This window comes from Flexivirga sp. (assembly GCF_035551235.1).
In the GTDB taxonomy this organism is placed as follows: Bacteria; Actinomycetota; Actinomycetes; order Actinomycetales; family Dermatophilaceae; genus Flexivirga.
In genome coordinates, this window is sequence record NZ_DASZNO010000044.1 from 25,516 (window position 1) to 47,473 (window position 21,958).

General features: G+C 68.5%; 24 protein-coding genes and 1 tRNA gene. 9 read left to right on the top strand and 16 right to left on the bottom strand.

Annotation, left to right across the window (positions count from 1 at the left end; translation table 11 throughout):
- Nucleotides 1-4: 4 nt before the first annotated feature.
- From VG502_RS15115 to VG502_RS15125, 3 genes are read left to right on the top strand one after another with little or no spacing between them, the layout of a single operon-like run.
- Nucleotides 5-991, top strand: coding sequence for an ABC transporter permease (locus VG502_RS15115; protein WP_325550900.1), 987 nt, complete (start codon nt 5-7; stop codon nt 989-991).
- The gene (locus tag VG502_RS15120) at nt 984-1,979 is read left to right on the top strand and encodes an ABC transporter ATP-binding protein (RefSeq protein ID WP_325550901.1); all 996 of its coding nucleotides are present in this window, start codon (nt 984-986) and stop codon (nt 1,977-1,979) included. The genes VG502_RS15115 and VG502_RS15120 overlap by 8 nt, the downstream gene beginning before the upstream one ends.
- Entirely contained in the window at nt 1,972-2,784 is an 813-nt protein-coding gene (locus VG502_RS15125) for an ATP-binding cassette domain-containing protein (RefSeq protein WP_325550902.1), read from the top strand. Before VG502_RS15120 ends, VG502_RS15125 begins: the two co-directional genes overlap by 8 nt.
- A 76-nt stretch (nt 2,785-2,860) precedes the next feature.
- Here VG502_RS15125 and VG502_RS15130 read toward each other — a convergent pair whose 3' ends face one another.
- Genes VG502_RS15130 through VG502_RS15140 form a run of 3 tightly spaced genes read right to left on the bottom strand, consistent with a single transcriptional unit; the run spans nt 2,861 to nt 6,892 of the window.
- Nucleotides 2,861-4,666 (bottom strand): sugar phosphate isomerase/epimerase and 4-hydroxyphenylpyruvate domain-containing protein, encoded by a 1,806-nt coding sequence (locus tag VG502_RS15130; protein WP_325550903.1) that lies wholly within the window; start codon nt 4,664-4,666, stop codon nt 2,861-2,863.
- A complete protein-coding gene (locus VG502_RS15135) occupies nt 4,663-5,520 on the bottom strand; it encodes a shikimate dehydrogenase (protein WP_325550904.1) in 858 nt (285 codons plus the stop codon). The genes VG502_RS15130 and VG502_RS15135 overlap by 4 nt, the downstream gene beginning before the upstream one ends.
- A gap of 19 nt (nt 5,521-5,539) precedes the next feature.
- Entirely contained in the window at nt 5,540-6,892 is a 1,353-nt protein-coding gene (locus VG502_RS15140; RefSeq protein ID WP_325550905.1) for an MFS transporter, read from the bottom strand.
- A 101-nt stretch (nt 6,893-6,993) separates the two neighbouring features.
- Between VG502_RS15140 and VG502_RS15145 the strand changes: the two genes are divergently transcribed.
- The 3 genes from VG502_RS15145 to VG502_RS15155 are packed head-to-tail and all read left to right on the top strand — an operon-like array spanning nt 6,994 to nt 9,713.
- Nucleotides 6,994-8,001 carry a LacI family DNA-binding transcriptional regulator gene (locus VG502_RS15145; protein ID WP_325550906.1) on the top strand — a complete coding sequence of 336 codons (1,008 nt, stop codon included), beginning with the start codon at nt 6,994-6,996 and terminating at the stop codon, nt 7,999-8,001.
- Between the two features lie 38 nt (nt 8,002-8,039).
- Nucleotides 8,040-8,498 carry a type II 3-dehydroquinate dehydratase gene (gene aroQ / locus VG502_RS15150; protein ID WP_325550907.1) on the top strand — a complete coding sequence of 153 codons (459 nt, stop codon included), beginning with the start codon at nt 8,040-8,042 and terminating at the stop codon, nt 8,496-8,498.
- Nucleotides 8,499-8,528: 30 nt separating this feature from the next.
- Complete coding sequence (locus VG502_RS15155; protein WP_325550908.1) at nt 8,529-9,713, top strand: GNAT family N-acetyltransferase; 1,185 nt, start codon at nt 8,529-8,531, stop codon at nt 9,711-9,713.
- Nucleotides 9,714-9,789: 76 nt separating this feature from the next.
- Here the strand turns inward: VG502_RS15155 and rplA are convergent, their stop codons facing one another.
- The 6 genes from rplA to VG502_RS15185 all read right to left on the bottom strand — a co-directional run bounded on the left by rplA (nt 9,790) and on the right by VG502_RS15185 (nt 13,701).
- Nucleotides 9,790-10,506 (bottom strand): 50S ribosomal protein L1, encoded by a 717-nt coding sequence (rplA, locus tag VG502_RS15160; RefSeq protein WP_325550909.1) that lies wholly within the window; start codon nt 10,504-10,506, stop codon nt 9,790-9,792.
- A gap of 70 nt (nt 10,507-10,576) precedes the next feature.
- Nucleotides 10,577-11,008 (bottom strand): 50S ribosomal protein L11, encoded by a 432-nt coding sequence (gene rplK, locus VG502_RS15165; protein WP_325550910.1) that lies wholly within the window; start codon nt 11,006-11,008, stop codon nt 10,577-10,579.
- A gap of 87 nt (nt 11,009-11,095) precedes the next feature.
- The gene (nusG, locus tag VG502_RS15170; protein WP_414655750.1) at nt 11,096-12,001 is read right to left on the bottom strand and encodes a transcription termination/antitermination protein NusG; all 906 of its coding nucleotides are present in this window, start codon (nt 11,999-12,001) and stop codon (nt 11,096-11,098) included.
- A 362-nt stretch (nt 12,002-12,363) separates the two neighbouring features.
- Nucleotides 12,364-12,609, bottom strand: coding sequence for a preprotein translocase subunit SecE (gene secE / locus VG502_RS15175; protein ID WP_325550911.1), 246 nt, complete (start codon nt 12,607-12,609; stop codon nt 12,364-12,366).
- Nucleotides 12,610-12,648: 39 nt separating this feature from the next.
- Nucleotides 12,649-12,721 (bottom strand) — tRNA-Trp (locus VG502_RS15180).
- Nucleotides 12,722-12,855: 134 nt separating this feature from the next.
- The gene (locus VG502_RS15185) at nt 12,856-13,701 is read right to left on the bottom strand and encodes a hypothetical protein (RefSeq protein WP_325550912.1); all 846 of its coding nucleotides are present in this window, start codon (nt 13,699-13,701) and stop codon (nt 12,856-12,858) included.
- A 162-nt stretch (nt 13,702-13,863) separates the two neighbouring features.
- Here VG502_RS15185 and VG502_RS15190 point away from each other — a divergent pair, with 162 nt between their 5' ends.
- Complete coding sequence (locus VG502_RS15190) at nt 13,864-15,609, top strand: RICIN domain-containing protein (protein WP_325550913.1); 1,746 nt, start codon at nt 13,864-13,866, stop codon at nt 15,607-15,609.
- 105 nt (nt 15,610-15,714) lie between these two features.
- Nucleotides 15,715-16,791, top strand: coding sequence for an adenosine deaminase (locus VG502_RS15195; RefSeq protein ID WP_325550914.1), 1,077 nt, complete (start codon nt 15,715-15,717; stop codon nt 16,789-16,791).
- Here VG502_RS15195 and VG502_RS15200 read toward each other — a convergent pair.
- The 3 genes from VG502_RS15200 to VG502_RS15210 all read right to left on the bottom strand — a co-directional run bounded on the left by VG502_RS15200 (nt 16,747) and on the right by VG502_RS15210 (nt 18,934).
- Nucleotides 16,747-17,184 carry an NUDIX hydrolase gene (locus VG502_RS15200; RefSeq protein WP_325550915.1) on the bottom strand — a complete coding sequence of 146 codons (438 nt, stop codon included), beginning with the start codon at nt 17,182-17,184 and terminating at the stop codon, nt 16,747-16,749. The two genes, VG502_RS15195 and VG502_RS15200, sit on opposite strands and share 45 nt — an antisense overlap.
- A 23-nt stretch (nt 17,185-17,207) precedes the next feature.
- Nucleotides 17,208-17,579, bottom strand: a complete 372-nt coding sequence (locus tag VG502_RS15205) for a hypothetical protein (RefSeq protein ID WP_325550916.1) — start codon at nt 17,577-17,579, stop codon at nt 17,208-17,210.
- 68 nt (nt 17,580-17,647) lie between these two features.
- Nucleotides 17,648-18,934 carry an MFS transporter gene (locus VG502_RS15210; protein WP_325550917.1) on the bottom strand — a complete coding sequence of 429 codons (1,287 nt, stop codon included), beginning with the start codon at nt 18,932-18,934 and terminating at the stop codon, nt 17,648-17,650.
- A 63-nt stretch (nt 18,935-18,997) separates the two neighbouring features.
- Between VG502_RS15210 and VG502_RS15215 the strand changes: the two genes are divergently transcribed.
- The gene (locus VG502_RS15215; RefSeq protein WP_325550918.1) at nt 18,998-19,594 is read left to right on the top strand and encodes a MarR family winged helix-turn-helix transcriptional regulator; all 597 of its coding nucleotides are present in this window, start codon (nt 18,998-19,000) and stop codon (nt 19,592-19,594) included.
- Here VG502_RS15215 and VG502_RS15220 read toward each other — a convergent pair.
- The 4 genes from VG502_RS15220 to rpmG form a co-directional block, all read right to left on the bottom strand.
- A complete protein-coding gene (locus tag VG502_RS15220; protein ID WP_325550919.1) occupies nt 19,560-20,648 on the bottom strand; it encodes a UDP-N-acetylmuramate dehydrogenase in 1,089 nt (362 codons plus the stop codon). The two genes, VG502_RS15215 and VG502_RS15220, sit on opposite strands and share 35 nt — an antisense overlap.
- Nucleotides 20,648-21,058, bottom strand: a complete 411-nt coding sequence (locus VG502_RS15225) for a MaoC family dehydratase (RefSeq protein WP_325550920.1) — start codon at nt 21,056-21,058, stop codon at nt 20,648-20,650. The genes VG502_RS15220 and VG502_RS15225 overlap by 1 nt, the downstream gene beginning before the upstream one ends.
- Nucleotides 21,055-21,504 carry an FAS1-like dehydratase domain-containing protein gene (locus tag VG502_RS15230; RefSeq protein ID WP_325550921.1) on the bottom strand — a complete coding sequence of 150 codons (450 nt, stop codon included), beginning with the start codon at nt 21,502-21,504 and terminating at the stop codon, nt 21,055-21,057. The genes VG502_RS15225 and VG502_RS15230 overlap by 4 nt, the downstream gene beginning before the upstream one ends.
- Before the next feature lie 267 nt (nt 21,505-21,771).
- Nucleotides 21,772-21,942 (bottom strand): 50S ribosomal protein L33, encoded by a 171-nt coding sequence (gene rpmG, locus VG502_RS15235; RefSeq protein ID WP_325550922.1) that lies wholly within the window; start codon nt 21,940-21,942, stop codon nt 21,772-21,774.
- Nucleotides 21,943-21,958 lie beyond the last annotated feature (16 nt).

A 21,958-nucleotide genomic window follows, 5' to 3' on the forward strand; every position in this document is an offset into this window, starting at 1 on the left:
CTACATGACCTCCTACATCGCCCGTCGTCTGGGCGTCTCCCTCCTGGTGCTGGTCGCGATCTCCTTCTGCGTCTTCATGCTCTTCTACAGCGGGCCCTCCGATCCAGCGCGTGTCATGTGCGGCAAGCCATGCCAACCCGAACGGCTCGCGCAGGTCAAGCAGTTCATGGGCACCGACCACAACGCCTTCGTGCAGTGGCTGGACTTCCTCAAGGGGCTGTTCGTCGGCCGCACCTACGGCACCGGCGCCGAGGCCGCACACTGCTCCGCGCCGTGCTTCGGCTTCTCCTTCGACCAGCGCCAGTCGGTCACCAGCCTGATCTGGTCGCGCCTGCCGGTCACCGCATCGATCGCCCTCGGTGGTGCCGCGGTCTCCCTGCTCGTCGGTATGACGCTGGGTCCGCTCGCCGCGATCTTCCGCGGCCGCTGGCCGGACGCGACGGTCCGCGGCGGGTCGTTGTTCCTGGTCGCGACCCCGGCATACCTGTTGGGACTGTTGGCGATCCTGCTCTTCGGCTTCCAGCTGAACGTCGTGCCGGTGTCCGGCTACGTCCCGCTGACCGAGAGCCCGGTGGACTGGGCGTGGCACCTGGTCCTGCCGTGGTGCGTCATCGGATTCATCAACGCCGCGGGCTACGCACGCTTCGCGCGCAACCAGATGCTCGACGAACTCGGCTCCGACCATCTGCTCGCCCAGCGCGCGACCGGTGCACCCAGGCGCACCGTGCGCCGAGCCGCGCGACGCGGGGTGTGGGTGCCGATCACGACCCTCTTCGGACTGGACCTGGCGATGTTGCTCAGCGGCTCGATCTTCACCGAACGCGTCTTCAGCATGCACGGCCTGGGCGATCTGCTGATCGGTGGCGTCTCCTCGCACGACCTCGGAATCGTCGTGGGCACAGCGCTTTTCGGCGCCGCTCTGATCATCGTCGGCAACCTCATCGTCGACGTCGTGCAGGGCTCGATCGATCCGAGGGTTCGTCGTGGTTGATCCCGCTCTCCGTCTGCGTGACCTGCGGGTCACCTTCCGCGGCACCTCCGGACCGGTCCCCGCGGTCAATGGCATCTCGCTCGACGCTCGGGCCGGAGAGGTGCTGGCCATCGTCGGCGAGTCCGGCTCGGGCAAGTCCGCGACGGCCCTCGCGTCGATCGGGCTGCTGCCCGACTCAGCGACCGTCGAGGGAAGTGTCCTGGTCAACGGGACCGACCTCAACGCCATACCCGAGAAGCAGCGGGTTCCGTTGCGCGGCAGCAGTATTGCGATGGTCTTCCAGGACGCGCTGGCCGCGCTGAACCCCTATCGCACGATCGGCCGGCAGATCATGGATGCCTACCGGCTGCACCACGACGTCGACAAGCGGGCCGCCCGCAAGCGCGCCGTCGAGGTGCTCGACCGAGTGGGCATCCGCGAGCCCGAACGCCGCGTCGACGACTACCCGCACGAGTTCAGCGGCGGCATGCGGCAACGGGCCATGATCGCCATGGCGATCGTCAACGACCCGACGATCCTCATCGCCGATGAACCCACGACCGCACTCGACGTCACCGTGCAACGGCAGGTGCTCGACCTGCTCACCGGCCTCACCGACGACCTGGGTATGGCGCTGATCCTCATCACGCACGATCTCGGCGTCGTCGCCGAGACCGCCGATCGGATCGCCGTCATGTATGCCGGCCGGATCGTCGAATCCAGTGGAGTGCTCGACGTTTTCGACCACCCATCGCATCCCTACACGCAGGCTCTCCTGCGCGCGACGCCGAACCTGGACTCCCCCGGCAGGCTCGCCGCCATACCCGGTGTTCCTGCGTCGGGCACGAACCTGCCGCCCGGCTGCCCCTTCCACCCGCGGTGCGAGTTCGCCGCACAGCTGGGAGACGTATGCCGCACGACGCGACCCGTACTCGAGCTGCGCCCCGGGTCACCGGCACATCGCGCGGCGTGCCACTTCACCGCCGACCGGGAGCTACCCGATGACTGAACCCCTGCTGAGCATGGAGCACGTCACCAAGACGTTCACCGGTCGCTCGTCACCGTTCGGATCGGCGAGCGTGACCCACGCCGTGCAGGACGTCACGCTCGACGTCGCGCCCGGTGAAACCGTCGCTCTCGTCGGCGAATCCGGCTCCGGGAAGTCCACGCTCTCCCGGCTCGCGCTGCGCCTGACCGATGTCACCTCCGGTCGTGTCATGTTCGACGGCACGGACGTGACCCGACTGCACGGCCGGGGCCTGCGCACCCTGCGGCGTGAGCTGAGCGTCGTCTTCCAGGACCCCTACACCTCGCTCAACCCACGACAGACGGTGGCGCGCATCATCAGCGGTCCGCTGCGCAACCACGGGCTGCCGCGGGACGAGAAGGTGCTGGTCGACCTGATCACGTCGGTCGGCCTGGATCCGGAGCACCTGAACCGCTACCCGCACCAGTTCTCCGGCGGGCAACGCCAGCGCATCGGCATCGCGCGGGCGCTTGCCACCCAGCCGCGGATGATCATTGCCGACGAACCGGTGTCGGCACTCGACGTGTCGATCCGGGCACAGATCCTGAACCTGCTCGGCGACCTACGCGATGAGCGCGGCCTAGCGCTGCTCGTGGTCTCGCACGACCTCACGGTGGTGCGCGGCATCGCCGACCGGGTCGCGGTCATGCAGAGCGGACGACTGGTCGAGTCGGGACCTGTGGAGCAGATCTACTCCGACCCCCAGGACCCCTACACACGTTCGCTGCTCGCGGCCGTGCCCATCCCGGACCCGCACCGCCGGACCCGCCCGTTGCCCACCACCTGACGCGCCACCCCATGCCGAATGACGGCTTCTTCGGCGAATGACGGTCGGATCGGGCCGTCATTCGCCGAAGAAGCCGTCATTCGCGGAGTTGTGCCGCCAGTCTGACGTGGGTGTTGGCGGCGCCATACCCGTCGTATCCGCCTCTGCGCTCGAGGATCTCGATGAAATGGCCGCCCTCGCGGGGCATCGTGTAGGCGTGCAACAGCTCGCCGCCCGCGTCGTCCCGGTCGTAGAGCAGCCGATGTTCACGCACCGTCCGAAGGAGGCCCGGGTCCACCTCCAGGCGCGCATCGAGGTCGTCGTAATAGTTGTCCGGCACCGGCATCAGCTCGACGCCGGCCGCGCGCAACCGGTCGACCTCGGCCACCGCGTCCCGGCACGCGAACGCGAGCTGGGTGATGCCGCTCGGCCGGTCCGTCGCGGCACCGACCTGGGAGACGTTGAGCACGACGCGGAGTCCGCCGCGCTCCGGCCGCAGGGCTCTGCTCTGCAACCGTCCATGCGGCTGGATGAACTCCTGCAGGGACCCGGGCTCCAGGCCGAGCAGCACGCGGCGGAAGGCCGTCTCCTCGTCGAGCCGGTCGGGCGTGACCGTCACACCTACGTGGTCCACCCCGAGCCAGCCGCCGCCATCGGCGTCGGCGTCGCCGGACCCGAAGTCGCCGGACCCGAAGTCGAGGTGCCAGTCGTCCGGCTCGCCGGGCGGCGCACTGATGAATACATGGATCCCGCTCGGTGCGGTGATGCCCGGCAGGGCGGTCTCGTCGGCGCCACGCGTGCGGCGTAGCTCCGGCCAGTCCAGCGCGCGAGCCCGATCCTGTATGGCGCAGACCGACGGCGCCACCAGACCCAGCGCCTGCGGCCGCCCGTGGCTCGCACCCTCCTGCTCGTTGAGCACGATCGATGCCCCGCCGTTGCGCCACCACGTGACCGGCTTGGTGCGGTGAACGCCAACCTGCCGAAAACCCAGTGCTGCCAGGGTGTTTCCGACCTGCGAATCGCCCGGTGGGGCCGCCAGCTCGACGAACGCCACATCGTGCGCGGCCACGGTGGGCAGCTCACGGGTCACCTGGTCCTGCAGGAAGAGCAGCGATCGCATCGCGTCGCGGGCGGTCACCGCGGGCGGGGCCTCGCGTACGACGTCGCTGAAGACCTCCAGCGACACCGGCCCGGCATACCCCGCCTCGAGCGTCGCCGAGACAACCCCCGCGACGTCGAGTGTGCCCTGGCCCGGGAAGCACCTGAAGTGCCGCGACCACTCCAGCACGTTCATGTCGAGCATCGGTGCGTCGGCGACCTGCAGGAACCCGATGCGATCGCCGGGTATGCCGTCGAGGGCCGCTCCGTCGTCGCGGCGCGCGAGCATGTGGAAGGTGTCCACGGCCAGCGTGATCGCCGGGTGACCGGCGTCCTGCACGGCTCGCCAGGACTGTCGGACGCGGTTGACGTGCCGGCCCCAGGCGAGTGCTTCGTACGCGACGACGATGCCGTATGCCGCGGCCAACTCGCCGATCCGGTGCAGTTGCTCGGCCCGCAGCCCCGGGTCATCGATCGCAGTCGGCGAGACGTTCGAGCAGGCCAGCACCACGGGCGCGCCGAGTTGCTGCGCGGTCTCGAACTTCCGGCGCAACCGGTGCAGCACCCTGCCGAACTCCTCCGGTCGCACGCCCTCCACGTCCCGCACCGGCTGGAACAGGTCCACGGAGAGGCCCAGGTCGGCGCATCGGGTCGCCACCTCCGCGGGATGCATCGGTGCGGCGATCAGATCGTTGTCGAAGATCTCGACGCCGTCGAATCCGGCGTCGGCGATCGCGGTCAGCTTGTCGGAGAGCACCCCGCTGAGCGAAACGGTCGCGATCCCCTTGTGGAATGCGGCGCTCATGATGCAGTCAACTCGTCGAAGTGCCGGATCATCCGATCGGCGTCCGGGGTCCGACCGGTGAAGTGCGCGAACGCGTCGGCCGCCTGGAAGACCGCCATACCCCCGCCCGGTAGCACTCGGCAACCGAGCTCACGCGCTCGTTCGATCAGTTCCGTCTCCAAGGGGAAATAGACGACGTCCGACACCCAGAGGTCCGGGCGCAGCAGGTCGGCGGCGATCGGCATACCCTCCTTGCCCAGCATCCCGATCGGCGTTGCGTTGACCAGGCCGTGCGCGTCGGCCAGCGCCGCGGCGACGTCAGTCGCGACTTCGACCCGCTCGTCACCGAACACCTTGGCCAGCCGGGTCACACAGCTGTCGGCCCGCTCGCGCTCCACGTCCACCACGCTCACGTGCGCGGCGCCCTGCTGCAGCAGCGCGTAGCCGACCGCAGACCCGGCGCCACCTGCGCCGACCAGCACGGCCCGGTCATGAACGGCCTCGGGCAGCACCCGCCGGAAGGCCTGCCCGTAGCCCGACCAGTCGGTGTTGGTGCCGATGAGCGCCCCGTCCCGCAGCAGGACGGTGTTCACGGCGCCCAGGTCGTGCGCATCGTCGGTGAGTTCGTCGAGAAGCGGTATGACGGCCTGCTTGAACGGGTGCGTGATGTTGAGCCCGTCGAAGCCGAGCCGCGCGGCCCAGTCCAGCACCTCCGGCAGGTCGACGCTGGTGAACCGCTGAATACCGGCGTCGATGCGGCGATAGGTGAGGTTCAGCCCGCACGCCGAACCCTCGCGCTCCTGCATCGCCGGTGTGAGCGAGGCACTGATGCCGGCGCCGATCAGGCCCAGCACGAAAGAGGTCTGTTGCGTCATCGTGTGCTCCTGCACCGGGTCAGTTGGCGGGTACGGCGGGCACGAGCTTGCGGCCGCACTCGCGCTTGGCGCCGAGCTCCGCGGTCGGCATCGTGTGCGTCCGGCTCGGACCACTCAGGACCGCGATCGCGGAAGCAGCACACGCGAGCAGTGCGAAGGCCGCGACCTTATACCAGTTGCCCGCGTCGCCGCCCATCAGCGCTCCGGCGATCGACGGGGTGAAGCCGGCCAGCGCGAAGCCGCACTGGGTGCCGACCGCCATGCCCGACAGCCGCACGCTCGTCGGGAAGTACTCGGCATACGTCACCGGCCACACGGAGTTGGGCATCGAGTAGACGACGCCGGCCAGCACGATCCCGGTGATCATGACCAGCGGGAGGCTGCCGGTGGAGATGGCCCAGAGGAACACGACGACCATCACGCCGGTGCCGATCAGCCCGCCGACGAAGACCGGCTTGCGGCCGATCCGGTCCGACAGCGCTGCCCAGGCCGGGATCGTGCCGAGCGCAACGACATTCGCGATGATCGCGAGCCACAGCATCGCCGTCTTGCTGATCCCGATGCCGTAAGCGTCCGAGGTGGCGAACGTCAGCGCGAAGACTGCGAACACGGTGTTGACCATGGCGACGAACGCCGCGAAGAAGACCCGGAGCACACCGCGCCAGTGCTCGCGGAACAGCACGCCGAGTGGCGCCTGCGGCACCTCGGCCTTCGCGGTCTCGGCGCGGAACTCGGGCGTCTCCTCGAGGCGGGCCCGGATGAAGTAGCTGATCACGACCACGACGGCGCTGAGCAGGAACGGGATGCGCCATCCCCAGGTCAGCAACTGGTGCTCGGGAAGCGCGGCGATCGGCAGGAACACCAGCGGCGCGAGCACCTGGCCGCCCTGTGTGCCGTTCAGCGTGAAGCTGGTGAAGAACCCACGGCGGTGCTGTGGGGCATGCTCGAAGGTCATCGAGTTGGACCCCGCCTGCTCGCCGGCCGCCGAGAGCCCCTGCAACAGCCGCAGGATGACGAGCAGGGCCGGCGCCAGCAGGCCGACCTGGTCGTATGTCGGCAGGCAGCCGACGAGGAAGGTCGACAGCCCCATCAGGATGATGGTGCCGATCAACACCCGCTTGCGGCCCAGCTTGTCGCCGATGTGGCCCATGAAGAACGAGCCGATCGGGCGGGCGACATACCCGACACCGAACGTCGCGAGGGATGCGATCGTCGCCGTCGACGCATCCGCCTCCGGGAAGAAGATCTTCGGGAACACGAGTGCTGCGGCAGTGCCGTAGATGGCCATGTCGTAGTACTCGAGCGCGCTGCCGGTCCACGCGGCGATCGCCGCGCGGCGCGGTGTGCGCTGCTGCTCGCTGGTGTGTGACATCTCTTCGTCCTCCATCGTCCTGCATCGGTGCGTGGACGAGACGCTATGAGTGACCCAGATCACCTGGCAATCGTTTGCCATAATTTGCCATACTGTTTCTCATGAGCCCCGGATCGCCTCGAAAGCGCGCCACGATCACCGATGTGGCCAGAGAGGCCGGTGTGGTGGCCTCGACGGTGTCCCGCTCGTTCACCAACCCGGGCCGGGTCAACCAGGTGACGCGTGACCACGTGCTCGAAGTCGCGAAAAGGCTTGGCTACACACCGAATCCGATGGCGCGCGCCCTCGAGAGCGGCCGCACCGAGACGCTCGCATTGCTCGTTCCCGACATCACGAATCCCTGCTTCGCAGGCATCATCAAGGGCGCCGAAGGTGCCGCCGCACGATCCGGTCGCACCCTGGTGCTCGGCGACACGCAGGAATCGGCGGCCACTGAGGCGGAGTTGCTGCGCCGGCTCGGACCCGCCGTCGACGGCTTCGTCCTGAGCGCGTCGCGCCTCCCGGACAGCGAGCTGCGCCGGGCGGCCGAGCTCAACAACCTGGTGCTGCTCAACCGCGCGATCCCCGGCATCACCGGAGTGGTCGCAGATTTCGCCTCCGGCACCAGGCAGATCATCGATCACCTGGCATCGCACGGGCACCGATCCGCGGTCTTCCTGGCCGGGCCTCCGGAGTCCTGGTCCGGCCGCCGCCGGTGGGCCGGCCTCGAGGACGCCGCACACGCCACGGGTATGACGGTCAGTCGCCTCGGCCCGTACGCGCCGACCCGGGAGGCAGGCGCCGCAGCCGCTGACGCGGTGATCACCTCTGGGACGACTGCCGCGGTGTGTCACAACGACATGCTCGCGCTGGGGGTCATCCGGCGGCTGCTCGAGCGTGGTGTGCGGGTGCCGGAGGACGTGAGCATCGTCGGCTTCGACAACATCTTCGGTGCCGACCTGTGCACTCCGACCCTCACCACCCTGGCGGAGCACACCCAGGATGCCGGAGCGCGGGCAGTGGACACGTTGATCCAGCTGGGGCTTCAGCGAACTCGCACCGAGCAGTCCTGGCAGCTGCCCACGCATCTGGTCGTGCGCGGGTCAACGGGACCGTGTCGCATACGCTGACCGTCAGAGCCGACCAGTCGAGCCCACCAAGGAGTGCCATGCCGACGACCCAGTCCGTGACCGTGATCAACGGACCCAATCTCAACCTGCTCGGCACCCGCGAGCCGGAGATCTACGGTCACGAGACCCTGGCCGACATCGAGGCCCAATGTGCAGCAACCGCAAGGGAGTTCGGACTGACCGTCGACTGCTTCCAGAGCAACAGCGAGGGCGCCATCGTCGACAAGCTGCACAGCGTCCGCGAGAGCACGGCCGGCATCGTCCTCAACGCCGGCGCCTACACCCACACCTCCGTCGCGATCCGTGATGCCCTGGCCAACGTCCGGGCGCCGTTCATCGAGGTGCACATCTCCAATGTGCACGCACGAGAGGCGTTCCGGCACCACTCCTACCTATCCGACGTCGCTGCCGCAGTCATCGTCGGATGCGGTTCTCAGGGTTACGAATTCGCCATCCGCCGATTGGCCACCCTCATCGGCGTGGGCACCGCGCAGTAGTCGCAGCACCGCTCCACGTAGGCTCCGATCGTGGAGCCGTTGATCCGTGAACTGACCGATGCCGACCGCGACGCCAACCACCGGCTCGGCGCGGACGCGTTCGGCTACGCGGCGGACCGGCAACCGAGTGCACTACCGCCGGTCGGCGGCGCCGTCCTGGGCGCGTTCGTCGGCGACGAACTCACCGCCAAGATCCGTGCACGCGACGACCGGATCCACCTGCCCGGCAACCGGACGATGGAGATGTTCGGCGTGGAGGGCGTGGCGGTGCATCCCGAAGCCCGTGGCGGCGGACTGCTGTCGCCGCTCTTCCGTGCCGGCTTCGACCGGGCACGGCGACTCGGTCAGCCGATCAGCATCCTCTTCCCGACCGCGGCCGGCATCTATCGCCGCTTCGGCTACGAACTGGTCGGCAGCCTCGAACAGCGCGAGATTGCCGTCTCGGCATTGGCGAAAGTCAAAGCACCGCAGGGCATTTCGCTGCGTCGGGCGACGAACGACGACCTCGGCGAGCTCCGCCGCCTGTATGCCGCCTGGGCCGCCGAGCGGCTGGGACCCCTCACCCGCGTTCGGCCATCGGCACCGATCCTGTCCGGCGACTACCTCGCATCGCCTGCGTCGGTGACCTTGGCGATCGACACCACCGGCGAGATCGTCGGCAGTGTGCGCTGGACGCGCGGGACCGGCTATGACCCCGCGACGTCGATCATCGAGGTCGAGGACCTGATCGGCCGCACGTCCGACGCCACCCGTGCACTGTGGCGCTTCCTGGGCACGTTCGACTCCGTGAGCGGTCGGGTGAATGTCGAACTCCCCTCCGGCGACGAGTCGCTCACCGCTCTGCCCGCCGAGCCGGCACCGGCTGTCAAGGAACACCGCTACATGCTCGCGCTGGTCGACATACCTGCTGCCCTCGCTGCTCGGCGCGGCCTGCCGGGGTTGACCGCGCAGTTGCCGTTCGGCGTCACCGGCGGGTTCGCCGAGGACGTCGACGGGCACTACGTCCTGGAGGTGTCCGGTGACGAATTGCGTTGCAGCAGGGGAAGTTCCGGCGTCGGCCCGACGTTCCACGCCCGTGGACTCGCTGCCCTGTATGGCGGAGCGCAGCGCTGCGCCGGGCTACGCGCCGGCGGCCTGCTCGACGGTCCTGCGGACCACGACGCCTTGTGGGACGCGCTGTTCAACGTGCCCGCGCAGGTCCGTGATTACTTCTGAACCGCACCGCCATACACACAAGCAAGCGGCCGCCGCCCCGTGAGGGACGACGGCCGCTTGGCTGTGGGACGACGGATCAGGCGTCGGCGTCCTCACCCAGCAGGTTGCGCGTGACGGACGCATCGAGCGGGATGCCCGGGCCCATCGTGGTCGACATCGTCGCCTTGGAGATGTAGCGACCCTTCGAAGCCGACGGCTTCAGACGCAGGATCTCGTCCAGCGCCGCACCGTAGTTCTCGACCAGGGCCTTCTCGTCGAAGGAGACCTTGCCGATGATGAAGTGCAGGTTGGAGTGCTTGTCGACGCGGAACTCGATCTTGCCGCCCTTGATGTCGGACACGGCCTTGGCAACATCCATCGTCACGGTGCCGGTCTTCGGGTTCGGCATCAGGCCGCGGGGACCCAGGACCTTACCGAGACGACCGACCTTGCCCATCAGGTCCGGGGTGGCGACAACGGCGTCGAAGTCGGTCCAGCCGCCGGCCACCTTGGCCAGCAGGTCGTCCGAACCGACGAAGTCCGCACCCGCGGCCTCAGCGGCAGCGGCCTTGTCACCGTTGGCGAAGACCAGCACGCGGGCGGTCTTACCGGTGCCGTGGGGCAGGTTGACGGTGCCGCGCACCATCTGGTCGGCCTTGCGCGGGTCGACACCGAGGCGGAAAGCAACCTCGACGGTCGAGTCGTACTTCGTCTTCGCGCCGGACTTGGCCAGCCGGACCGCCTCGAGCGGTGCGTAGAGCGTGTCCTTGTTGATCTGCTCCGCTGCTGCGCGGTAGCCCTTGCTGTGCTTCATATTGGATTCCCTTCCGGAATTGTGGTTGTGCGGGCCGAAGCAGGCCCAACCACGGTTGGTGAGGTGTTGCTCAGGCCTCGGTCTCGATACCCATCGAGCGAGCGGTGCCGGCGATGATGCGCGACGCCTGGTCCAGGTCGTTGGCGTTGAGGTCGGCCATCTTCTCGGTGGCGATCTCGCGGACCTGGTCCTTGGTCAGCTTGCCGACCTTGGTCTTGTGCGGCTCGCCGGAACCCTTGGCAACACCGGCAGCCTTCTTGATCAGTTCGGCGGCCGGCGGGGTCTTGGTGATGAAGGTGAAGGAGCGGTCCTCGTAGACCGTGATCTCCACCGGGATGACGTTGCCGCGCTTGTCCGCCGTGGCGTCGTTGTACGCCTTGACGAACTCCATGATGTTGACGCCGTGCTGACCGAGCGCGGGGCCCACGGGCGGGGCGGGGGTGGCCTGACCGGCCTGGATCTGCAGCTTGATGAAGCCGGAGACCTTCTTCTTCGGGGGCATGCTGTATTCCTCTTCGTGGGCCTACGCCGTGGGCGATGACCCGGTTGCAATTCCTGAACCGGCAGTCCCGGTCAGGGTGGCGTCCAGCTAGATCTTCGCGACCTGGTTGAACGCCAGCTCGACCGGAGTCTCCCGGCCGAAGATGGACACGAGCACCTTGAGCTTCTGGGTGTCGGTGTTGATCTCGGAGATCGAGGCGGGCAGCGTCTCGAACGGACCCTCCATGACGGTGACGGACTCGCCGACCTCGAAGTCGACATCCGTGCTGCCGGTGGTCTTCGGCTTGCTGGCCCCGGAGGACGCAGCCGCACCGGTTCCGGTCTCGCCGGCCGGCTCCTCGAAGACGGGGTTCAGCATCGTGACGACCTCGTCGATGGACAGCGGCGACGGCTGGTGGGCGTTGCCCACGAAACCGGTCACACCAGGGGTATGGCGCACCGCGCCCCAGCTCTCGTCCGTCAGGTCCATGCGCACCAGCACGTAACCGGGCATCCGCACGCGGGTGCCGGTCTTGCGCTGGGAGTTCTTGATCTCGGTGAACTCCTCCATGGGGACCTCGACCTGGAAGATGTAGTCCTCCATGTTGAGGCTCGTCATACGGGTCTCGAGGTTGGCCTTCACGCGCTTCTCGTAGCCGGCGTAGGAGTGCACGACGTACCACTCGCCGAACTGCATCTTCAGATCGGCGACGAACGCCGCGCGCTGCTCCTCCGCGCTGAGCGCGGGAGCCTCATCCTCGGATTCGTCCGCGGAGTCGTCCGCATCATTGGCAGTCTCGTCGCCCGCGACGTCCTCACCCAGGTCGGCGGCCTCACCGGCAACCTCGGCCTCCGCCTCTTCGTAGCCCTCCGCGCCGTCGACGATCTCCTCGTCGCGCTCCGCGTCGGCTTCGGCGGCGGCGTCACCATCGGCCTCGGCGATCTCGGCGTCGATCTGCGGGTCGTCGGCGACCTCGTCGGCATCGGCGTCGAAGTCGTCGCCGTCGTCCTCGATGTCGGACTCGGTCCGGTGGATCGCATCCAGCTCGGCCGGGTCGTCCGGGTCAGCGCCCTCGCCGGCCGCGGCGAGCGCCTGGTCGGTGTCACTGTCGCCGTCGGCGACATCGAGGTCGTCCTCGATCGTCTCGCGCATGTCGTCGGCGGGGGCGTCGCTGTCCGCGTCGCGCTCGATGTCGAGCGCTTCGGCGTCCTGGGAGTCCTCGGCGCGCAGGTCGGAGTTCCACGCCTCGTCCTCGGCGCGGGTTGCGTCCACCGCCGCAGCGTTCTGCGGGTCCAGCTCGCCAGTCATTGCCCTGCTTTCCTTCGTGTTCCGATGTCGTACCGGACGCCGTGTGTATGACGCCGTCGGCGTCATACCTATCCGGCGAAGACCCAGTCGACGAGGTGCACCAGCAGCTGGTCCAAGCCGACGACATACGCCATCAGGATCGCCAGGAAGACGACCAGCGCGATGGTGTAGCTGGTCAACTCGTCACGAGTCGGCCGCACCACCTTGCGCAACTCATCGATGACCTGGCGGATGAACAGCACGATCTGGCCGAAGAAACCACCCTTGGACTTCTCGTCCGCGGAGCCGCGGGTCGAGGCGGTGCTCGTGCTCACGGTGACTCCTGACTTGTCGTTACTGCTGGATCTGTCCTGCAGGGCACGAGGGACTTGAACCCCCAACCCCCGGTTTTGGAGACCGGTGCTCTGCCAATTGAGCTAGTGCCCTCCGAGCGTTCAGGCCGCGTTGCACGCCCTGTTTCGGGCATGCCACATCAGCTTGAGATTGATCGGTGGGTCAAGCATACGGGTTGTGGCCCGCTCCTCACAAAACGGCGGCCGGTCGCTTTCCGTTCCCGGCCGTCAGTGGGCCAGCGCCCCGCCGGCGGCGCGATAGGCAGTCGGCGTGAGTTCCACCTGCACATCGCATCCCAGGTTCGTGCACTCGCACGCGTAGGGGAAGTCGCCCTCCGGCGGAGCCGTGTCGCCGAGCGATGCCCGGAACGCCCCGATCTGACGGTTCGCGGCGGCGTTCTCCTCCCGTCGGATGGCGCGACGCTCCTCGCCGTCGTGTGCTCGCGGTCCGGCTTCCAGGAGGGAGCCGAACAGTTCCGCGAGCGCCCCATCGCTCTCGTCCTCGTTCTGCTTGCCGTCCATGTCCACGACGGCCAGGCCGCGCTGTTCGGCGTCGCGCCGGATCCGGTCGGTCAGCAGCGCGTCCCGCTCCAGCCTGCGGCGGCGGGCGCGGTCCTTGTCGGTCTCCCGAGCCAGCGGTGTCGGACTGTTGCGGATGCCGAGGCTGCGCGCGGTGAAGTCGGTGGTGGGCAGCAGCCAGACGCCGTGACCCGAAGTAGCCATCACCGGACCGACCAGCTCGGGAAGCAGTTGCGGGCCCTCAGCGACCACCATCGGCCCACTCCCGCGCGCGACGATGTCGTCGACGATCATCCCGAATCGCTCCGCGGCGTAGGCGACGAAGTTCGCCGCCTGCTCCTCGGGGCTCGGCTCGACATGCAACTGCTGATAACCCATCGCGTGGGTGCGAGCCATCACCGGATGCGTCGCCGGATCCGTCCGCTCGATGTGCGCGAAGGTGTAGGCGTCAACGGGATGGAGCCGCAGGTCGTGACGGTAGGCCAGTCGCCGCGCCAGAGTCGATTTCCCCGCCCCGCTGCCACCGCCGATCCACAGCACCCGGGCGAGATCCATGGTCAGCAGCCTAGCTGCCCGACAGGTTCACACAGCAGCCGATGTTGATCTTTGCTGAATCTTTTCGCTTTGAACGCTCATCTAACGTCACACGCTGGCTAGCCTCGAATTCATCGGACCGCAGTCCCCTACTGCACCCGTCCAGAGAAAGAGGTCGACCACATGCACCGGACCACCACCCTCCGCACCGTCGGCGTGACTGCCATCGCACTGGCCACCGTCGCCGCCGCACCGGGAGCGCACGCCGCCGCGACAGCGCCGTCATACACGATCGATGTCGGCGCGATCGGCACGTACCACCACCCGACCGACACGCCCGCGGCGCCGTTCATCGACGCCGACGGCACCTTCCACTTCCAGCAGTCCGCGTCGCTCTACAGCGCGGACAGCGTCCACGAGTGGGAGTTCTACACGGGCAAGGACATGGACACCGCGACCAAGGACGAGGCGCTGTCGACCGCCGCGGACCCGAAGAACCCGCAGGACCGCAACGACGACACCGTATGGCGCTGCCTCAACGGACCGACCGGACGCGAGGCGACCGCAACGCCGACGCCCACCGGCTACTCCTTCGCCAACTACTGCGACCTGGTCGGCACCTGGGTCGACCCCGACACCGGCAACTGGATCGGCCTGGTGCACAACGAATTCACCCCGAAGCCGTTCGGCGACGGCCTGCACTACGACGCGATCGACTACGCCGTGTCGACCGACCACGGCAGGACCTGGCAGATCAAGGGCCACGCGCTCACCTCGCCATACAGCACGAAGCGCGGTGACACGACGGCATTCCCGGAGCAGACCTACTACTACGGCGACGGCGACCCGCGGCTGTTCGTCGACATGGCGTCGGGCTACTTCTACGTCTATTACGGCTCGCGGATCGTCGACAAGGGCGGCAGTTGGGGCGGCTTCACCGAGCACGTCGCGCGAGCGCCGATCAGCGGGAAGATGGCGACCGGCACGTGGCAGAAGTACTACGACGGTGCGTGGCAGCAGCCCGGCGTCGGCGGCAAGGAGAGCGGCGTCGTCTCGACCGACAGCTCGCCGACCGGGTATGTCGCGCCGGACAAGGAGTACGACCCGACGAACAAGGGCACCTGGCGGCAGCAGCAGGCGGCGGGCACCTTGCCGGGGAATTCGGACCTGTTCATCCTGAACATCGCGTATGACGCCTACCTCGGCAAGTACATCGGCACTCCGGAACGTATGGCGGACAACACTCCCCAGCGCATCTACGCCACGGACGACCTGGCGCACCCGAAGTGGACGCTCGTCGGTGACACCGGCTCGGCATACGCCAACAGCAGTTGGTATCGCTGGCTGCTGGATCCGGTGAGCAAGACGCAGGGCACGACGGTCGGGAAGACGTTCGACAGCTATTGCTCGATCGCCTGCGCGAACGGCTCGGACGGCGACTTCGCGACGATCACCATCGACAGCGACCAGCCGGCGACGGCACCGGTGCAGCTCGGCAAGGACTACCTGCTGACCGCGGGCGGCGGGTTCCTGGTCCAGGACGGGTCGAAAACGTCTGTCACCCAACAGATCTCAGCATCCGCGCACTGGAGGTTCCGGTCCAACGGGGACGGCTCGTTCACCGTCGTCAACTCCGTCTCCGATCTCGCTCTCGGAGTGAACGACAGCAACAACGCCGGTCGGGCCTGGGGCGCGGCGACCGAGGTTTCCGCCGTTGCGAAGGACGGCCCATCGGCCGGACAGCAGTGGTTCATCCAGGCGACGAAGGGCAGGGGCGGCAACGCGTTCCGCCTGGTCAACCGCTACAGCGGGCTGGTGCTCGACCTCGGCGGCGGCTCCGCGGCGACCCGGCCCTACCGCAACTGGGTCGGCGGTTCGCCGGACCAGAAGCCGGCGACACAGGCGCTGCGCTTCGTGCCGTTGGGCTGACCGACAGGAGCACCAAGGCACCGAGGGGAGCACGAAATCCGCCGGATTTCGTGCTCCCCTCGGTCGGTATGTGGTCCTCTCGGTCGTCTCCAGTAGGTTCGGGACATGCCGGAACCCACGGGCGCCCGCTCGGTCGCCGCGCTTCCGAAGGCGCACCTGCACCTGCACTTCACCGGGTCGCTGCGGATCACGTCGCTGCGCGAGCTGGCCACCAAGCACGGCGTGCGACTGCCCGAGGCGTTGCTCGCGCAATGGCCGCCGAAACTGTCGGCCCGGGACGAGCGCGGCTGGTTCCGCTTCCAGCGCCTGTATGACGCAGCCCGCGCGTGCGTCAAGGACGAGTCCGACCTGCGCCGCCTGGTCCGCGAGGCCGCCGAGGACGACGTCGCGGAAGGGTCGCGCTGGCTGGAGATCCAGGTCGACCCCACGTCATACGCTGCGGGGCTGGGTGGGATCACGCCCGCGCTGGAGATCGTGCTCGACGAGGCGCGTTCCGCGAGCGCCGAGCTGCCGATCGGGGTGGGTGTGATCGTCGCGGCGTCCCGGTTGAAACACCCGATGGACGCCCGCGCACTCGCCCGGCTGGCCGCACGGTATGCCGGGGACCAGCCCGGTGACGTCGTCGGTTTCGGCTTGTCCAACGACGAACGACGCGGTGTGACAACCGATTTCGCGCATGCCTTCGCGATCGCCCGGAGGGCGGGCCTGGCGGCGATGCCGCACTCGGGCGAGTTGCTCGGACCCGACGCCGTCAACGAGACGCTCGCGTCGTTGCGACCGACTCGGCTCGGCCACGGGGTCCGCTCCGTCGAATCACGATCGGTGCTCAACCGCGTCGTGGACTCCGGCATCGCCCTCGAGGTGTGCCCGGGCTCGAACGTCGCGCTCGGCGTCTACCGGTCCTCCGACGAGGTGCCGCTGCGCACGCTGGTCGACGCCGGGGCGACGATCGCACTGGGCGCGGACGACCCGCTGCTCTTCGGCAATCGCCTTGCGGATCAATACCGTTCGGCCCGCGAGGACCACGAGTTCACCGACCAGGAGCTGGCCGGGCTGGCGCGTTCGTCGATCGATGCGTCGCTGGCTCCGGCGGACGTCCGCAAGGCGGCGTACGCCGACATCGACGCCTGGCTCGCGTCAGCGCCGGGCGATCAGCTGCAGCGCGATGTCCACGATGCGTGATCGATAGCCCATCTCGCCGGTCAGCGCGAGCGGCATCCAGCGGGCGAAGTCGGTCGATCCGTCGACCTCGGTCGTGCCGATGTCGCCACCCTCGATCGTGGCGTCGAAGAGGATCCTGACCGACTTGAAGGCACGGCCTCCGAGACGTCCATCGGCGGTGGTGAAGGAGTCCGTGGTGAGCGGCGCACCCAACGTGATGTGATAGCCGGTCTCCTCGAAAACCTCTCGTACGACGGCGTCCTCGACCGACTCGTCGTACTCGACTCCCCCGCCCGGCAGCGTCCAGCCCGCCTTGCCGTTGCCCTTGCCGTTGTACCAGGTCAGCAGGATGTGCCCGTCCCGGACGATGACGGCGTATGCCGCGAGGCGCATGTCGTAATCGGTGAAGTGCATGCGCGCGATCCTCGCATGGTGGGTCACCATCGCAGGCCCGCATCCTCGAGCGCTGCCTCCACCTCCAGGCGCTCCACCGACGACCACTCCCGTGGTGGCAAGCCCTCGCGCACCTGCAGTGCGGTGCAACAGGATTCGAGCACGTCGTCATACGCCAGGGTGGTGGCCCGCAGGCGATGCACCCGTGCCGCCGCCTGTGACGAGCGCAGGACATCGAGCTCGGCATACAGGCGGGTCAGGTCCGAGGACAGGCGGGCGATGTCGCGCGTGGCCGGGGCCGGTTCACCGGTGCACTTGGTATGCGGCTGGGTCCAGGCATGCACCGCCTTGTCGGCGGCGAGCAGCAGCCCCGCCGGTGCCACACACGCCGCCGCGTATTCGACCAGTCGCCACATCGCGACCTCCCACTTGCCACTTCCATGGTGGCACCGTCGGGCCGAAGATACGAGAGGCAATCGGCCGGCTACCTCGCCTGCGGTGCGGGCACGCTGCACGGACACGGAGGCACGTCAGCGGACGGTTCGGGCCGGCGTCCGCGGTGCACGACGGCGGACCCGACGACCGCGATACCCGCGAGCAGCGCCACCGCACAGGCATATCCGAGACTCGTCGACCGCAGCCCGAGGTGCGTCGTGATAATGCCGGCGATCACTGCCGGGATGCTGAAGGCGAGGTAGGAAGCCGTGTAGACGCTCGCGATGAGTGCCGCCCGATCAGCGGGGGGCGCCGACGCGGTCACGGTCCGGAACGCCCCCATGAAGGACAGCCCGAAGCCGACGCCCGCGATCGCCGAGCCGACCATCAGCAGCCAGACCCAGAGCTGTCCGATGGCGAGCGCCGTCACCGCCAGCCCGCCGATGAGGGTCAGGCAACCCGCCGTCATCGCGGTGCGCGCGGCCAGCCCGCGGCCCGCGACGGGAGCGGCGGCACCCGTCGCCATGAGCAGGAAGATCAGCAGGCCGCCCCAGAGGTGGTTCGCCGAGCCCGCGAGTTGTGCCGCGAGCGCCGGACCCAGCGAGAGGTAGAGGCCGCCGAGCGACCAGGTCGCGATCAGGCACGGGAGCGCCGCCAGGAAAGCACCGCGGGAACTCGCCGGCACGCTGACCGTCGGCCGCAGGGACGCGAGCGCACCCGGCGACCGTCGCCCGGGCTCCGGCATCCGGACCACCGCCGCCAGACCGATCAGGGTCGTCACCAGCATGATCCAGTAGATGAGGCGCGTGGGACTGGGCCCGTACTGCACGAGCACACTGGTCGCCAGCGCGCCCAGCGCGAGGCCGAAGGATGGCGCACAACTGTTGACCAGGGATGCAGTCGCCGCCCGGCCGGGCGGCTGCAGCTCGAGCAGCGCCGCGCTCAGCGCACTCGTCGCGGCACCGGTCGCCAGGCCCTGTATGCCGCGGGCGGCATACAACGCGGTCAGACCGTGTGCGCTGAGGAAGACCACCATCGCCAGGGCCTCCGCGACCAGGGCACCGACGATCACGGGCCGCCGCCCGATGTGGTCGGACAGCGCACCGAGGACGAGCAGTGCGACCAGCAGCGTCACGGCGTAGACGGCGAACACCGCGGTCACGGTGATCGGCGACAAGTGCCATCGGGCCGCGTAGGTCGGATAGAGCGGCGAGGGCGCGCTCGCGGCGAACATGAGCAGCGCGAGCAGCCCGGCGCTCAACCAGAACGACCCGGCCCGTCGTCGCTGCGCCGCCTGGGCGCCCGCGCTTCCCACTGCACTGATTTCGACATTCATACGAACCCTCACGAGAACTAGTTTGGATTCAAACTTTGTGCCCATGCACGTTACGCTTCCTCGATGGGACCGCCCAGCGAATTTCGCCACCCCGAAGCTGCCGACCCCATCGCCCGCGTTCTGGCGGGTTGGCGCGTCGAGCGCCCGGACCTCGACGTCGCGCCCATCGCCGTCACCGCTCGGCTGTCGCGGCTCCGTCAGGTCTTGGGCACCCGGCTTGAGGCAGTCTTCGTCGCCCACGGGCTCAGCGGCGCCGACTTCGCCGTACTCGCCACGATCGTGCGAACGGGTGGCGATCCCCTGTCGCAGCGCCGACTCGGCGAGGAGCTCAACCTGACCCCGGGCACGATCAGTGTCCGCGTCAACCGGCTCGTCCGTGACGGCCTGGTGGCGCGAGTGCCCGACCCGGCGGACGGCCGTGGCCAGCTCGTCGGACTCACCGATGCCGGTCGTCAGCGTTTCGAGACCTGCGCCCCGGAGCACCTCGCGAACGCCCGCCGGTTGACCGCCGGACTCAGCCGCAGCGAGTTCGACGAACTCGGGCGGCTGCTCGGAAAGCTGTTGACCTCACTCGATGCCCACGGAGTCGAGGACGGTGCCGTGCCGGCTGCTCCCGGCGCAGTCGCTATAAGTCGTGGCCGACGAAGATCGGCTCGTTGACGAGCGTCACCCCGAACGCGTCGCGCACGCCGTCACGGACCTCGCGCGCCAGGTCGGCGACGTCAGCGGCCTTCGCGTCACCGCGGTTGGTGATCGCCAGCGGGTGCTTGGTCGACAGCGCTGCCGGGCCCGGCATGCCGTGGCCCTTGTCGAAGCCGGCGTGCTGGATCAGCCAGGCCGCACTGGTCTTCACGCCAGTGCCGTCCGTCGGCCACTGGGGCGGAGCCGGGGCGTCCGCGCCGAAACGGTCCGCGGCGACGCGCGCCAGTTCGTCATACGCGCTGGAGCTGATGATCGGGTTGGTGAAGAACGACCCGCACGACCACGTGTCGTGGTCCTCGGCGTCGAGCACCATGCCGCGGCGCCGACGCTGCTCGAGCACCGCGGCGCGCGCGTCGTCGAGCGGCACACGGTCACCGATCGTCACATCGAGGCCCTTGGCGAGCGCCTCGTAACCGACCGGCTGCGACAGCTCGGTCGGACGCAGCGCGAAGAGCACGTCGAGGACGACGTAGCGGCCGCCACCGCGGTATGGCGAACCCTTGAAAAGCGAGTGCCGATAAGCAAACTCGCAGTCCGCGTTGGCGAAGGTCCGCACGGTCTGATCCTGCCGGTCCCAGGTCCGCACCGAGGCGATCGTCTGCGCGACCTCCTGGCCGTAGGCGCCGACGTTCTGCACCGGCGTCGCACCGGTCAGCCCCGGTATGCCGGACAGCGCCTCGACACCCGACCACCCATCGGTGCAGCACCGCGCGACGAAGTCGTCCCACTCCTCGCCGGCCGCGACCCGGACGTGCACTCCCCCGCAGTCGTCCGCCGACTCCACGTCGATGCCGGTGTTGGCGATGCGCAGCACCGTGCCCGGGAATCCGTCGTCGGCGACGACCATGTTGGACCCGCCGGACAGCACCAGCAACGGCTCGTCGGCGTCGTCGACCTCACGCACCACGTCGACGATCTCGTCGGTCGTCTCGGCCACGACCAAGCGGGCGGCGGGCCCGCCGACGCGCATCGTGGTGAGCGGTGCCAGCTCGACGCCGTTCGCTTCCTGCATCAGGCGGACTTCAGCGCGACGGTCGCCCGTGCACGCACCAGCACCTTCTGCTCACCGGAGGTGGCGGTGATGTCGAGAGTGGCAGTGTCGCCGTCCACGGACTTGACCGTCGCACCGACCTCGATGTCGGCCCCGCCGTCGTGCGGCACCGGCACCGGCGCGCTGAAGCGCACGCTGTATGACGTCACGCGACCGGCATCGCCCAGCCAGTCGACGACCGGCTGGATCGCGGCGCCCATGGTCCACATGCCGTGCGCGATCACGTCCGGCAGGCCCACGGATTTCGCGAACTGCTCGTCCCAGTGGATGGTGTTGAAGTCGCCACTCGCCCCGGCATACCGGATCAGCGTGGCGCGGTCGACGTGGATGGTGCGGCCGGGGATGGTCGTGCCGGCTTCGATCTGGCTCATGCCTCGTCCCCTCGAATGACAACCACGGAGGTCGCGCTCGTCACGACCTCGCCGTCGGCGGTCGTGATGTCGGTGGTCATGGTGACCATCGAGTGCCCGCCCGCCTGACGGACCTTGGCGATGGTGGTGGTCGCCCGGACCTCGTCGCCGGCGACCAGCGGCCGGTGGTGCTCGAAGCCCTGCTCACCGTGCACGAGGCGGCTGTAGTCGATGCCGGCGTCCGGATCGGTCATCACGTTGGCGTCGCCCTGCTGGGAGATCATCACCGCCATGGTCGGCGGCGCGATGACATCGGTGTAGCCGCGCTGCCGCGCGACCTCGGGGTCGAAGTGCGCTTCATCGGTCGCACCGACCGCCTTGGCGAACTCGGCGATCTTCGCGCGTGACACGACATACGGCGCAGACGGCGGATAACTCCGCCCGGCCACTTCGGGGTTCACAGCCATGGCGTCAGACTAGTCGGCGCGCGGTCTCTCCCCGCGACCCAGACCCCCACACCTGCCCAATGACGGCTTCCTCGACGAGTGACGACGAGATCAGGCCGTCAGTCGGCGAAGAAGCCGTCACTCGGCATAGGGGTGGTGGGGACGTAGAAATGCCCCGCACCGTTTCCGGTTCGGGGCACTTCGTGATGCGTTGGTGCGAGAGACCTCAGCCGCAGGCTGTCCGATCAAACACCGGTCGATACGAGGATGAGGAACGAATCCTCGCTATCAACGAGTCTCGCGGTGCACGGTGTGCTTCTTGTCGCGCGGGCAGTACTTCTTGAACTCCACGCGGTCGGGGTTGTTGCGACGGTTCTTCTTCGTCACGTAGTTGCGCTCTTTGCACTCAGTGCACGCCAAGGTGATCTTGGGGCGAATGTCTGCGCTCTTGCTGGCCACGGCAACCTGCTCTCGG

Coding starts and splice junctions, on each gene's coding strand:
- VG502_RS15200 (WP_325550915.1), bottom strand. CDS start 17,184: ATGCACTTCACCGATTACGACATGCGCCTCGCGGCATACGCCGTCATC.
- aroQ (WP_325550907.1), top strand. CDS start 8,040: ATGCCGACGACCCAGTCCGTGACCGTGATCAACGGACCCAATCTCAAC.
- VG502_RS15210 (WP_325550917.1), bottom strand. CDS start 18,934: ATGAATGTCGAAATCAGTGCAGTGGGAAGCGCGGGCGCCCAGGCGGCG.
- VG502_RS15115 (WP_325550900.1), top strand. CDS start 5: ATGACCTCCTACATCGCCCGTCGTCTGGGCGTCTCCCTCCTGGTGCTG.
- VG502_RS15215 (WP_325550918.1), top strand. CDS start 18,998: ATGGGACCGCCCAGCGAATTTCGCCACCCCGAAGCTGCCGACCCCATC.
- VG502_RS15225 (WP_325550920.1), bottom strand. CDS start 21,058: ATGAGCCAGATCGAAGCCGGCACGACCATCCCCGGCCGCACCATCCAC.
- VG502_RS15195 (WP_325550914.1), top strand. CDS start 15,715: ATGCCGGAACCCACGGGCGCCCGCTCGGTCGCCGCGCTTCCGAAGGCG.
- VG502_RS15190 (WP_325550913.1), top strand. CDS start 13,864: ATGCACCGGACCACCACCCTCCGCACCGTCGGCGTGACTGCCATCGCA.
- VG502_RS15135 (WP_325550904.1), bottom strand. CDS start 5,520: ATGACGCAACAGACCTCTTTCGTGCTGGGCCTGATCGGCGCCGGCATC.
- VG502_RS15230 (WP_325550921.1), bottom strand. CDS start 21,504: ATGGCTGTGAACCCCGAAGTGGCCGGGCGGAGTTATCCGCCGTCTGCG.
- VG502_RS15220 (WP_325550919.1), bottom strand. CDS start 20,648: ATGCAGGAAGCGAACGGCGTCGAGCTGGCACCGCTCACCACGATGCGC.
- rplK (WP_325550910.1), bottom strand. CDS start 11,008: ATGCCCCCGAAGAAGAAGGTCTCCGGCTTCATCAAGCTGCAGATCCAG.
- VG502_RS15205 (WP_325550916.1), bottom strand. CDS start 17,579: ATGTGGCGACTGGTCGAATACGCGGCGGCGTGTGTGGCACCGGCGGGG.
- VG502_RS15185 (WP_325550912.1), bottom strand. CDS start 13,701: ATGGATCTCGCCCGGGTGCTGTGGATCGGCGGTGGCAGCGGGGCGGGG.
- VG502_RS15140 (WP_325550905.1), bottom strand. CDS start 6,892: ATGTCACACACCAGCGAGCAGCAGCGCACACCGCGCCGCGCGGCGATC.
- VG502_RS15145 (WP_325550906.1), top strand. CDS start 6,994: ATGAGCCCCGGATCGCCTCGAAAGCGCGCCACGATCACCGATGTGGCC.
- rplA (WP_325550909.1), bottom strand. CDS start 10,506: ATGAAGCACAGCAAGGGCTACCGCGCAGCAGCGGAGCAGATCAACAAG.
- VG502_RS15125 (WP_325550902.1), top strand. CDS start 1,972: ATGACTGAACCCCTGCTGAGCATGGAGCACGTCACCAAGACGTTCACC.
- VG502_RS15130 (WP_325550903.1), bottom strand. CDS start 4,666: ATGAGCGCCGCATTCCACAAGGGGATCGCGACCGTTTCGCTCAGCGGG.